The 12,187-nt window shown below is 67.2% G+C and carries 13 protein-coding genes; 7 read left to right on the top strand and 6 right to left on the bottom strand.

Translation table 11 applies throughout. From position 1 onward, the window contains the following. From ACODRX_RS25410 to ACODRX_RS25400, 3 genes are all read left to right on the top strand, one after another. The coding region (locus tag ACODRX_RS25410; RefSeq protein ID WP_488874332.1) for a thiazole synthase at positions 1–703 on the top strand (703 nt) is incomplete at its 5' end. A gap of 109 nt (positions 704–812) precedes the next feature. Continuing rightward, on the top strand, positions 813–1,724 hold the full coding sequence (locus ACODRX_RS25405) for a thiamine phosphate synthase (RefSeq protein ID WP_488874331.1): 912 nt from the start codon (positions 813–815) through the stop codon (positions 1,722–1,724). Between the two features lie 31 nt (positions 1,725–1,755). Beyond that, entirely contained in the window at positions 1,756–3,276 is a 1,521-nt protein-coding gene (locus tag ACODRX_RS25400; protein WP_488874330.1) for a 3-hydroxyacyl-CoA dehydrogenase, read from the top strand. 3 nt (positions 3,277–3,279) lie between these two features. On the opposite strand, the gene ACODRX_RS25395 is transcribed toward ACODRX_RS25400, so the two are convergent. Together ACODRX_RS25395 and ACODRX_RS25390 are read right to left on the bottom strand one after the other, a co-directional pair. Continuing rightward, the gene (locus ACODRX_RS25395; protein WP_488874329.1) at positions 3,280–5,472 is read right to left on the bottom strand and encodes a TonB-dependent receptor; all 2,193 of its coding nucleotides are present in this window, start codon (positions 5,470–5,472) and stop codon (positions 3,280–3,282) included. 78 nt (positions 5,473–5,550) lie between these two features. Beyond that, positions 5,551–5,928, bottom strand: a complete 378-nt coding sequence (locus tag ACODRX_RS25390; RefSeq protein WP_488874328.1) for a hypothetical protein — start codon at positions 5,926–5,928, stop codon at positions 5,551–5,553. A gap of 131 nt (positions 5,929–6,059) precedes the next feature. Here ACODRX_RS25390 and ACODRX_RS25385 point away from each other — a divergent pair, with 131 nt between their 5' ends. The 4 genes from ACODRX_RS25385 (at position 6,060) to ACODRX_RS25370 (ending at position 8,982) form a co-directional block, all read left to right on the top strand. Continuing rightward, entirely contained in the window at positions 6,060–7,118 is a 1,059-nt protein-coding gene (locus ACODRX_RS25385) for a beta-keto acid cleavage family enzyme (protein ID WP_488874327.1), read from the top strand. Positions 7,119–7,295: 177 nt separating this feature from the next. Beyond that, positions 7,296–7,706, top strand: coding sequence for a hypothetical protein (locus tag ACODRX_RS25380; RefSeq protein WP_488874326.1), 411 nt, complete (start codon positions 7,296–7,298; stop codon positions 7,704–7,706). Beyond that, positions 7,707–7,919, top strand: coding sequence for a helix-turn-helix transcriptional regulator (locus ACODRX_RS25375; protein ID WP_488874325.1), 213 nt, complete (start codon positions 7,707–7,709; stop codon positions 7,917–7,919). Positions 7,920–7,953: 34 nt separating this feature from the next. Then, positions 7,954–8,982: a hypothetical protein gene (locus tag ACODRX_RS25370; RefSeq protein WP_488874324.1), complete on the top strand. Its 1,029-nt coding sequence runs from the start codon at positions 7,954–7,956 to the stop codon at positions 8,980–8,982. A gap of 27 nt (positions 8,983–9,009) precedes the next feature. Here ACODRX_RS25370 and ACODRX_RS25365 read toward each other — a convergent pair whose 3' ends face one another. From ACODRX_RS25365 to ACODRX_RS25350, 4 genes are read right to left on the bottom strand one after another with little or no spacing between them, the layout of a single operon-like run. Next, positions 9,010–10,110 carry a porin gene (locus ACODRX_RS25365; protein WP_488874323.1) on the bottom strand — a complete coding sequence of 367 codons (1,101 nt, stop codon included), beginning with the start codon at positions 10,108–10,110 and terminating at the stop codon, positions 9,010–9,012. 60 nt (positions 10,111–10,170) lie between these two features. Further along, positions 10,171–11,160: a tripartite tricarboxylate transporter substrate binding protein gene (locus ACODRX_RS25360; protein ID WP_488874322.1), complete on the bottom strand. Its 990-nt coding sequence runs from the start codon at positions 11,158–11,160 to the stop codon at positions 10,171–10,173. Between the two features lie 30 nt (positions 11,161–11,190). Continuing rightward, the gene (locus tag ACODRX_RS25355) at positions 11,191–12,033 is read right to left on the bottom strand and encodes a TauD/TfdA dioxygenase family protein (RefSeq protein ID WP_488874321.1); all 843 of its coding nucleotides are present in this window, start codon (positions 12,031–12,033) and stop codon (positions 11,191–11,193) included. Between the two features lie 13 nt (positions 12,034–12,046). After that, positions 12,047–12,166, bottom strand: a complete 120-nt coding sequence (locus ACODRX_RS25350; RefSeq protein WP_488874333.1) for a zinc-binding dehydrogenase — start codon at positions 12,164–12,166, stop codon at positions 12,047–12,049. Positions 12,167–12,187: the final 21 nt, after the last annotated feature.

Genomic DNA, 12,187 nt, shown 5'->3' with positions numbered 1-12,187 from the left:
GCCGCTCCAGGCGGTGGCGCGCGCGCGCCCGGCCATGGTTACCGCATCGCTGCGCCGCCAGGGCAGCAATGCTGCCGAAACCGGCAGCCATTTCTGGGAGCTGCTGCGCAGCCTGAACGTGCCGGTGCTGCCCAACACCGCCGGCTGCATGAGCATCCAGGAGGCCGTGACCACCGCGCAGATGGCGCGCGAGGTGTTCGACACGCCCTGGATCAAGCTGGAGCTGATCGGCGACGACTACACGCTGCAGCCCGACACGCTGAACCTGGTGGAAGCCGCCTCCATCCTCATCAAGGACGGCTTCCATGTGCTGCCCTACACCACCTACGACCTGGTGCTGTGCCAGCGCCTGGTGGACGTGGGCTGCCAGGCGGTGATGCCCTGGGCCGCGCCCATAGGCACCGGCCGCGGCCCGGTCAATCCGTATGCGATGCAGATGCTGCGCAGCCGGCTGAGCGTGCCGCTGATCGTGGACGCCGGACTCGGCCTGCCCTCGCATGCCTGCCAGGTGATGGAGTGGGGCTTCGACGCGGTGCTGCTGAACACCGCGGTGGCCCTGTCGCAAGACCCGGTGGCCATGGCCGGCGCATTCGCCGACGCGGTGGATGCCGGCCATGCCGCCTGGCGCGCCGGCGCCATGCAGGCGCAGGATGCGGCCCAGGCCAGTACCCCGGTGCTGGGCATGCCGTTTTGGCATAGCTGAACAAAGCCCCCCCCTGAGCGGCTGCGGGGCGGCCCTTGCTCGGCGTCCGCACTTGGATCACGCCGGTTTCGAGGGCCATGGATACTATGGAAATTAGCAGGAAAAGACCATGACACCAGATGCCATCGAGCAAGCCATCGTCGCCGCGCACCAGCAGGCATTTGCCGCTTTTGCGCCCCAGCCCGAGGCCGCGCCCAGCTCCGCCCACCTGTGGAGCGACGAGCCGGTATACCGCGGCGCGCTGGCCGCCTGCAGCCGCCTGGGCTTCATCGCCATCGATGCCGACTGCCTGGCCTCTGCCTGGTACCGCCAGACGCTGCGCACCAGCCATTTCGACGCCCGGGCCTGGCCGGCCACGCCGGCCGACTTCGGCTTGCATGTCAGCGGCAGCGCACCGGCGTTCGCCGCCTGCCCGCCGCGGCTCGGCCTGTACGCGGTGCTGCCCACGGCCGAATGGGTGGGCCGCATGGCGCGCGCCGGCGTGCCCACGGTGCAGCTGCGCTTCAAATCCGCCGACCCCGCGGCCATCCGCCGCGAGGTGCAGGCCGCGGTGGCGGCAGTGCGCGGCACGGATGCGCTGCTGTTCATCAACGACCACTGGCGCGAGGCGATTGCCGCCGGCAGCTACGGCGTGCACCTGGGCCAGGAAGACATGGACGAGCTCAGCCCCGACGAGCTGCAGCAGCTGCGCGCCTCGGGCGTGCGCCTGGGGCTGAGCACCCATGGCTACGCCGAGATGGTGCGCGCCAGCCAGGCCGTGCCCAGCTATATTGCGATGGGCGCGGTCTTTCCCACCACGCTCAAGCAGATGGCCACCGTGCCGCAGGGGCTGGCGCGGCTGATGCGCTATGCCGAGCTCACCCGCAGCTATCCGCAGGTGGCGATCGGCGGCATAGGCGCCGAGCAGTTCGCCGCAGTGCTGCAAAGCGGCGTGGGCTCGATCGCCGTGGTGCGCGCCATCGTCAATGCCGACAACCCGGAGCAGGCCGCGCAGGCGCTGATGCAGCGCATGGCGGCATGAGAACGGACCCCACCTACAGGACGACATCCACATGAATGCATTCTTCCCGCAAGTCGCCGTGGTCGGCGCAGGCGCCATGGGCCGCGGCATCGCCCAGATGGCCGCGCAGGCCGGCAGCCAGGTGCTGCTGTTCGACCAGCAGGGCGACGCCGTGGCCGCCGCCCTCGCCTCCGTCACCGAGCAGTGGCAGAAGATGCAGGCCAAGGGCAAGTGCAGCGCCGAACAGCTCGCCGCCTGGAGCGCGAACCTGCAGGCCGCCGACAGCCTGCAGGCCCTGGCCGGCTGCGACCTGGTGATCGAAGCCATCGTCGAGCGGCTGGATGCCAAGACCGCCCTTTTCAGCACGCTCGAAGCCATCGTGGGCGAAAGCTGCGTGCTGGCCACCAACACCTCGTCGCTGTCGGTCACCGCGATCGCCAAGCCGCTGTCGCGCCCCGGCCGCTGCGCCGGGCTGCATTTCTTCAACCCGGTGCCGCTGATGCGCCTGGTCGAGGTCATTCCCGCCACGCACAGCGACGCGGCGGTGGTGGCCGCGCTCACCGGCTACGTCAAGAGCATGGGCCACACGCCGGTCACCGCCTGCGACATGCCGGGCTTCATCGTCAACCACGCGGGCCGGGGCTACGGCACCGAGTCGCTGCGCATCGTCGGCGAGAGCGTGGCCGACTTCGCCACGGTGGACCGCATCCTGCGCGAGCAGATGGGCTTCAAGCTCGGCCCGTTCGAGCTGATGGACCTGACCGGGCTGGACATCTCGCACACCGCGATGGAATCCATCTACCGCCAGTTCTATGACGAGCCGCGCCTGCGCCCCAGCGCCCAGGCCGCGCAGCGCATGACCGCCGGCCTGCTGGGCCGCAAGAGCGGCGCCGGCTTCTACCGCTACGCAGATGGCCAACAGCAGGTGCCGCCCGAGCCGCCGGTGCCGCAGCTTGCCGAACTGCCGCCGGTGTGGGTGTCGCCGCGCGCGGCCCGCCGCGCCGAGCTGTACCAATTGCTCAAGAACCTGGGCGCGCGCATCGAGACCGCGCAGGCGCCGTCTTCGCAGGCGCTGATCCTGGTGGCGCCGCTGGGCTTTGACATGAGCACCGTGGCCGCCGTCGAGCGGCTCGATGCGGCGCGCGTCGTGGGCATAGACATGATGCTGGACGACGCCGCCACGCGGCGCCGCGTGCTGGCCACCACGCCGGCCACGCGCCGCGACATGCGCGACGCCGCCCACGCCTTGTTCGCCAGCGACGGCAAGGCGGTGAGCGTGCTGCGCGACAGCGGCGGCTTCGTCACCCAGCGCGTGGTGGCGCACATCGTCAACATCGCCAGCGACATGTGCCAGCAGGGCCTGTGCAGCCCGGCCGACCTGGAGACCGCGGTGACGCTGGGCCTGGGCTATCCCATGGGCCCGCTGGCCATGGGCAATGCCATCGGCCCCACCAATGTGCTGGAAATTCTCTTCAACCTGCAGACCGTCTACGGCGACACGCGCTACCGCCCCAGCCCCTGGCTGCGGCGGCGCGGCGCCATCGGGCTGAGCCTGCTGCACGAAGAAGAGTGAGGCTCAGAATGGCTTGCTGACCGATACCAGGAAGGTACGGCGCGGCGCGAACTGCGGCGCGCCCACGCCGATGCCGGTGCCGTCGCGCAGCTCGTAGCTGCGGTCAAACAGGTTCAGCACCGACAGGCGCGTCTTCAGCGGGCCCAGCGCCGGCAGGTCGAAGTCGTGGGCCGCTCCCAGGTTCAGCTGCCAGTAGGCGGGCAGATGGCCGGTGTTGGCGAAGCCGTTGCGCAATCCCGAGCCGAACAGCGCGCTCGCGGTCCAGGTCGTGCCCGCTTGCTGGTACGACACGCCGCCCGAGGCGGTGAGCTGCTGGTCGTGGTCCAGGTGCACCCAGTGGCTGCCGATGTAGGCCAGCTCATCGGCGTCGAAGTTGAACTGCCCCGTCTCTATGCCCTTGCCCATGGCGCGCGCGAGCGCCACGTTCAGGTAGGCGCCGAAATTGCCTTCGCGGTAGTTGGCCGAGCCCTCGATGCCGTAGATGCGGCCGCGCTGGTAGTTGAATGCCGAGTACAGCAGCGCGTTGCCGAACTGGCCTTCGTCCTGCAGGTGGCGCACGTCGCGGTAATAGGCGTCGAGCCCGAGCGTCAGGCTGGGCGTGAGCTGGTGCGACACGCCTACATCGAAGTAGTTGGAGCGTTCCGAGCGCACGGCGGTATTGGCGTCGGACGGCAGCGCGTTCGTGGTGCCGAGGAATTTGTCCACCGTGGTGGCGTCGAACTTCTCGGTCGGCGGCGGCGTGAAGTAGCGCGCATAGCCGGCATGCAGCCGCGTGCGGCTCGACCAGTCGTAGGTCACCCCCAGGCGCGGGCTGAGCTGCTGCTCGCCCACGATGGTGTTCACATGGTCGTAGCGCGCGCCGTAGTTGACGGTGAGCCTGTCCGAGGGCTTCCACTCGTCCTGCAGGTACAGCCCCACCGTCGAGCCCGAGCCGCGCGCATTGTCGGCAATGGCCATGGGCGTGCCGCTGGTCTGCGCACCGCTGTCGTCCGCCGGAAAGACCAGCGAGCTGTTGTCCACCCCGTAGCGCTCGCGCTGCAAAAACAGCCCCGCGCGCAGCGTGTGGCGCTCATTCAGCCGGTAGCTGGCATCGCTTTGCAGGCCGTAGGCGCTGTTGCTGCGCGCGATGCTGGAGGCCACGCCGTTGTAGACCAGGTCGCCCACCGGATCGGGCCTGTAGTCGATGCGGCTGGCGCGGCGAAACAGCGAAACCTGGTAGTCGAGCTGCGGCGACACCTTGTGCTGGTACGACAGGATCTGGAAGTCCGTGCGCTCGCGCTGGTTGGCATCGAGATCCTGCGAGGCCGGAGGCGCCACGCCGTCCAGCGTGAACTGCGGCTCCAGGCCCGGCCGCGTGGGGATCTGGAAGCGGCTGTTGGCCGTGCCGAACATCAAGCCCACGCGGCTGTCGGCATCGATCATGTACGACAGCATGCCGAACGACTTGTTCTGCGTGGTGTGGTCGTGCATCGCGCCGCGCGCGCCGGTGGGATTCTCTATGCCCAGATTGCTTTGATCGAAGCTGCCGCTCAGGTAGTAACTCCACGGCCCCTGCGCGCCCTGCACCTGGGCGTTGAGTTCGCGCCGGCCATTGCTGCCCAGCACGGTGCCGATCTCGCCACCGAAGGGCCGGGGCTGCCCCTGCTCGTCGTCGGCCGCGCCCTTGGTGTGGATGTCGACCACGCCGGCGGTGCGGTAACCGTACTGCGCCGGCAACGCACCGGTAAGCACATTGATCTCGTTGGCGAAGCGCGTGTCCAGCATCTGGCCGAAGCCGCTGATCGGCTCGGGGATCGCCACGCCATTGATGCGGTACTGCAGGTTGGAATGGTCGCCGCGCACATGCAGCTGGCCATAGGAGTCCTGCACCACGCCGGGCGCCTGCAGCAGCACCTGGTTCAGCGGCGTGGCCTCGCCCTGCGGCAGGCGGGCGATATCGTCGCTGTCGAAGTTGTAGAGCGAACTGCCGGTATCGGGCGACAGCGCATTGCGCGCCGCATCCAGGCGCTTGGCGCTCACACGCATTTCGCCCAGGCTGCCCGCGGGGGCGCTGGGCTGCACGGTGACGGTCTCGTCCGCTGCGTCTGCGGACTGGGAGGGGCTGGCGGCCTGCTGCGCCAGCGCGGAAACAGAGGCCAGGGCCGGCAGGACGGCGGCAAGCGCCGCCGCCAGCATACGGGGCTGGAAGGGAATCATGGCAAACCTTTGAATCGAACGAATGCAATCAGCGCCGGCCCGCGCATTCGCGCAGGGCCGGCGGGCAAGGAACGGGATTCAAGGCTGCGATGGCGGGCCGCGCGCGCATACCGCCACCGCGAAAACCGGGGCGCTGGCGCGGGGCCTCGGCGGCGGAAAATGCCAGCGCAGCGCCAGGCCCAGGGCCCACAGCAGCAGCACCGGCAGGGCGCTGTCCAGGTCCAGCGCGGCAAACGCGGCGCATTCGGCGCAGGCCGCATGCTCGGGCGCCGCCGGCTGCCCGGGGCCAGGGCCGGCCTCGGCGGCCTGCGGCAGGTGCGACAGCACATGGCGCAGCGCGCCCTGCTCGCCAAGCAGCAGCAGCAGCGCCAGCAGGCAGGCCAGCCAGCGCAGATGGGGAGACGATAGACGCAGGGAGCGCAAGATAAAGCAGCGAAGCACCAACGAAACAGGCATGGATTGTGACACGCCGCCCACGCCTGGCGCAGGCTTGGCGCAAATGGACAAGCCCCGCGTGTCCTTGGCCTAACAGCCAGGCGCGGCGCAAACCTACAGTGCCAGCACCCCATTCCAACCCGGAGACCCGCATGAACTTCCTCGATGGCCACCTGTTCCCCGAAAACCAGCAGCCGCTGATCATCACCGCCGCGCCCTATGCGCCGGGCTGGCTGCCGTCGGACTTCCCCGAAGACATCCCCGTGACCATGGAAGCCCAGATCCAGAAAGCAGTGGACTGCTACAACGCTGGCGCCACGGTGCTGCACCTGCATGTGCGCGAACTCGATGGCAAGGGCAGCAAGCGCCTGTCCAAGTTCAACGAGCTGATCGCCGGAGTGCGCAAGGCGGTGCCGGAGATGGTCATCCAGGTGGGCGGCTCGATCAGCTTTGCGCCCGAGAACGAAGGCCAGGCCGCGAAATGGCTCTCCGACGACACACGCCACATGCTGGCCGACCTCGATCCCGTTCCCGACCAGGTCACGGTGACGGTCAACACCTCGCAAATGAACGTGACCGATCAGACCGAGGACGCCGACTTTGTCGGCACCTCGCGCGCCAATCCCACCCTTTTTGAGGCCTACAAGGAAATGACCGTGCCGGCCCAACCCGGCTGGGTCGAGGAGCATGTGCGCCGCCTGACCAAAGCCGGCATCCAGAGCGCCTTCCAGTGCTACAACCTCAACAGCTTCGAATCGGTGGAACGGCTCATGCGCCGCGGTTTCTACATGGGCCCACTGGTGATGAACTGGGTGGCGATCGCCGGCGGCATGGATACGCCCAGCCTCTATAGCCTGGCCAACTTCGTGCGTGCCGTGCCGGACGGCGCGGTGCTCACCGTAGAGAGCAATGTGCGCAACGTACTGCCGGTCAACATGTGGGGCATAGCCGCCGGCCTGCATGTACGCTGCGGCACCGAGGATTGCCTGTGGAACCAGCGGCGCACTGAAAAGGCCAGCACCGTGGCGCAGATCGAGCAGCTGGTGCGGATCTCCGAAGAGTTCGGTCGCCCCATCGCCACCGCCAGGCAGGCGCGCGAGATCAGCAGGATCGGCGTGTTCTACGACACCGTGGAAGAAAGCCTCGCCGCCAACGGCTTTGCGCCCAACCGCAACGGCGGCAACCAGGGTTTTTTGCGCAAGACCATGTAGTGCAGCTACCGCATTGCATTTCCATCCCCTGCCCCGCGTGCCGCCAGGCCGCGGGGCTTTTTCCAGCCAAACCCGCCACTGTCTTGGCATGTATGATTTTTGTCATGTTTACATGACTTATTGACAGGAATTCATGACAAAGGTAAAGTCAGGTCTACTTTACAAGGGAGCTTTGCCATGCATATTCATACCGACCGCGTTCGCCCCACCCCGGTGGATCGCACCTATGTCATCCGCACCCTGCTGTTCATGGGCATCTATGTGCTGCTCCACCTCGCGGCGATCCTGGGCCTGTTCGATGGCATCCTCGGGCAGTCTGCGGGCTGGCTCGTCGCGGCGGCGGTGGCCCTGCCGGTTGCAGCCCAGATCTGGGCCACCTTGCAGCTGATGGCGCGCAGCGACGAATTCGTGCGCGCCATCATCGCCAAGTGCTTCATCCTGGCGGCCGGCGCCACCATAACGCTGTGGACCGCCTGGGGCTTTGGCGAGAGCTACGCGGCCGCGGCGCACCTGCCCGGCTGGCTCATCTACCCCACTTTCTGGGCGATGTATGCCTTGGTTTCACCCTTTGTCCGCACGAGCCATTGAATGAAGAATCGATTGCGGGTGCTGCGCGCCGAGGCCGGCTGGACGCAGGCCGATCTGGCACAGCGGCTGGGCGTGTCCCGCCAGGCCGTGAATGCCCTGGAAACCGAAAAGCACGATCCATCACTGGGCCTGGCCTTCAGGATCAGCACGCTGTTCAACCAAGCTGTCGAAGATATCTTCGAGAATCCCCATCGCGGCGGCGATGGCCGATAACCATGTCTGCACCTTCATGGCAAAGAGAGGAAACATGTCCCGTTGGCACCTAACGCTGAATAAACCCGGAGCGGCCTGCAGGGTCGCCGGCCTGTCGCTATGTCTGGCGCTGCTTGGCAGCGCGCCGGCATATGCGCAGAAGCAATCCGCCGCCAGCTACTCTCTTTCGGTTGCCACCGCAGGTTCGTTCTGGGCACTGCGCATCAACGACGTGACCGTACAGCGCGGCTTCAAGGCGCAAGACACGAATTTCACACTGCCGGTGAATGCCTACCTGCAAAGCGGCAGGAACGAAATCAGCCTCACCTTTGTCTCGGTCGCGGGCAATCCCTACCGGTTCAATGTGGCCACGCCGGATTTCTACTTCCAATCCGAGATCGAGCGGCTGGAGCCGTCCTCGCGCGAGAGGCGGCGGACGACGCTGCTCAACCTGGCGCTGGACGAAGGCAATCGCGTGATCTCGCCCGAGAAGACGCGCTTTGGCCAGCCGGTGCGGAGCGCTGCCCGGCCGCCGATGCTGCTGCCAGGTGGCAGCTCGGGCCGGCAAGGCCTCGCCGACGGCTGGGGTGGCGCCTGGACCGGGCGCCGGGTTGGTGCGGTATTCGAGCTGGACGATCCCCTGCCCAAGCCGCCCTGGGCCGCGGCCCCGGTGCTCAAGGAAACGCCCGAGCTGCGCGCCAAGCTGCTGGCGGCCTACCGCGAGTTGCATGCGGCGCTGGCCTCGGGCGACGGCGCGCGCGTGCGCAAGCTCTACGAGCCGGCCTGGCGCCATATCGCCGCCAGCATGCACTACGCATCGGTGGACGAGTTCATCAAGAAGACGGCCGCACTGGAGCAGCTGCGCCCCATCGATCCGCAGGGCATGCGCCTGAAGCCGCTGGACCTGGTGCTGGGCGAGCGCAATTTCGTGATCGAACGCATGGCGGGCGGTCGCCTGCTGCGCATCGTGCCCGATCCTGTGCTCTGGGCCGCGCCAGCCGATCCCGACCAGGTCCAGACCACGAATGTAGCCTTCTTCATGGGGCCGGACCAGCGTTTGCACCTGGGTGCGGTGCTGTATTGAGCCTCGGCAGTCTGGCTCGCCATGCCGTCAGAACGAGTGGCGCATGCCGATGTCGAAGCCCGAGGCCCGGCCGCCGGCCACCGGTACCGGCCCCGGCTCCGTGCCGGAGCTGACCGGGATGTTCAACGTACCGCCATTGGAGACAAACGAAGCGGTACCGTACAGCGCAGTGCGCCTGGACAGCACATGGACGTAGCCGACCGAGAGCTTGCGTGCGCTGCTGCCGGCCACGTCGTTGCGCTTCAGGTAGGTCAGGCTCACGGGAATGTAGTCCGCCCCCCCACTCGAAATCCAGCCGCCCACCTGGGCGAAGCGCACCCGGTCCGCGCCGCCCAGCGTGGCCAGGCGCTTGCCGGTTCGGTTCTCGCCCCACAGCAGCATGAGGCGGTGGCCGTTGCGCACATACGAGCCGCCGATATTGCGCTGCCCATAGTCGCCCGCCGCTGCATTCCGGGTGTTGCCATCGGAGATCGCCACATCCCAGTTTTCGCCGCCATAGCCGGCGCGCCAGCCCCGGTAGTTGCCGTCGTTGCGGTTTACGCTCGCGGCACCGTTCTCGCCCATGGCGTACATGGCCTGGAAATAGGGTCCGCGGCAGGTGAAGCTGGCGCATCCGGGCGAGAAATAGCCCACGCTGTTGGAGGCCCGAAACACCGTGGGTCCGCCGCCATAGGTCGAAAACCCGCCAATGCCCACACCGTTGCGGAATGGATCGTAGGCAAACAGATTCCAGAAGCCGGGCGTGTAGTCACGCCCGAGGCGCAGTTGCCCGAACCCGGCCTGCAGGTACAGATAGGATTTGCGGTTGAACGTCAGGCCGCCGCCGACGTTTCCATTGGGCTGGTTGTTGGTATTGGTGGCCTGGCCGGCACCGACATCGGCGTTCAGGCCCGACTCCAGCTCGAAGCCCGCAACCATGCCGCCACCCAGTGGCTCCCGCCCCTTGAAGCCCAGGCGGCTCGCCTGGTTGCCGCCGGTGGTCAGCATCGTGCGCGTGCCAGCGCCCTGCGCCCGGTATGAGGATACCGCCATGTCCACCAGGCCATACATCTGCAGTTGCGGCTGTGCCAGCGCCCAGGGGGCCACAGCCGTGGCCATGCAGCCCATGGCGAATTTCAGCTTCTTCATCGTTGTCTCCTTCGGCTCCATCGTTGCGATTCGGGCGTGCGGATGCGCCCTGGCCCGGCGCTATTGCGGCTGGTAGTCGATGGCCTTGAGGATCGCGGCCTGGTTCTGATAGGACTGCCGCAACCCGGCCATCAACTCCTGCGTGGAGGCATCGCCCGCAGGCTCCATGCCCATGGCAAGGACCTTTTTCTGGATGTCGGGCTGCGCGAAGAACTGCAGCGAGATATCGCGGATGGCCTGCTGCGCAGCAGCCGGCGCATCAGGGCGCGACCACACGCCGAACCAGCTGGCTTCTGCCAACCGGGGATAGCCCAGTTCCTTGAAGGTCGGCACATCCGGCAGCGCGGCGATGCGGGTCGGGTAGTTCACCGCCAGCGCCTTGATCTTGCCGGCCTTGATGAGCGGCAGCGAGGTGGTCAGCCCATCCATCATCAGCGCCACATGCCCACCCATCAGGTCAGTGAGCGCCGGTGGCGAGCCCTTGTAGCCCACGTGCTTCATCGAGATGCCCAGCGCCTGGCCCAGCACCACGCCCGAGGTGTGGCCGCGCATGCCGGTGGCGTACGAGGCAAACAGCACCCCGTCCTTTTGCGCCTTGCCGTAGTCGGCCAGCTGCTGCAGGTTGTTGACCGGCAGGTCCTTGTTGGCGACCAGCACCAGACCGTTGCGGCTGAGCTGCGCGAGCGGCTTCAGGTCCTTGAACGGCCGGTAGTGCACCTTGTAGGCCAGCGGCGTCTCGCTGACGATGCCGGCCTGGATCACCAGGAAGGTCGAGCCGTCCTTGCCGTTGCTGGCCAGATCATGGACGGCCAGGGCGCCTGCAGCACCAGCCTTGGACTCAACGATAACCGCCTTGCCCAGCTTCTGCTGCAGCCCTTCGGCCAGCAGGCGCGCCAGCGCATCTGCATTGCCGCCGGCGGGGCCACCCACCACCAGGCGCAGCGGCTTGTCCGTCCAGCTCGCCTGGGCATGCGCGGTGGGCAGGCCACCAGCCAGGGCCAGTGCCGCCGCCAGTACCCGGCGGCGCGCTTGCAATTGTCTGCTCTTCATCTGCGTGCTTTCTTGGCTTGCTGCCAGGTCTCAGAAGGGGCGGTCGCCCACGATGCCAGCGCGCTCCATCTTGCGCGGCGCAGGCCAGTAGTCCTGCACCGCATAGTGCTGGGTGCAACGGTTGTCCCACATGGCCACGCTGTTCGGCCGCCAGCGAAAGCGCACCTGGTATTCGGGGATGGCCGCCTGGCTGATCAGGTAGTTCAGCAGCAGGCTGGCGCCGGGCGTCTTGTCCTGGCCAAACCGCACGTTCTGCGGCGTGTGGTAGTTGGCGAAGTGGGTGGCGAAACCGCTCACGTAGAGAATCCTCTCACCCGTCTCGGGATGGGTGCGCACCACCGGGTGCTCGACCATGGGATGCTTGCGCGCCAGCTCATGGCGCTGCTCCTCGGGCATCACCGCACCGAACGAATGCTCGATGCTGCACTTGACCTTGAGGCCCTCGATCCTGGCCTTGATCTCGTCGGGCAGGTTTCTGTAGGCCTCGACCATGTTCACCCAGATGGTGTCACCGCCGACCGGCGGGCACTCTATGCAGCGCAGCACGCCGCCCATGGCTGGCTCCTCGCGCCACTGGCCATCGGTATGGTAGGAGTTCTCGTAGTTCTCGCGCTTGTCGCTGCGGTAGATCTGCACCAGGCCGGGGTGCTCGGGGTCGCTGCCCGCGACCGGATGGTCCTCCAACTCGCCAAAGTGGCGCGCGAACGCCACATGCTCGGCCCGGGTGATGTCCTGGTCGTGGAAGAACAGCACCTTGTGCTCCAGCAGCTGCTCCTTGATGGCCTGGGCCAGGCCTGCGTCGCGCGATGCATCGCCAAGGTTGACATCCAGGATTTCCGCACCGATGGTGCAGGTCATTTTCCGAACCTTCATTTGCAGGGCCTCCTTAGAACACGAATACCGATGCGCCAACCGTGCGACGCGACTCCAGGTCACGATGCGCGTGCTCGGCCTCTTCCAGCGCATAGCGCCTCTGGATGTCGATGCGGATGCGGCCCTGGCTCACATGGCCGAACAGCTCGGCCAG

Source organism: Comamonas sp. FG99, assembly GCF_057808605.1.
The sequence above is the reverse complement of the archived record's forward strand: the minus strand, read 5'-3'. Positions and strand labels throughout refer to the sequence as shown.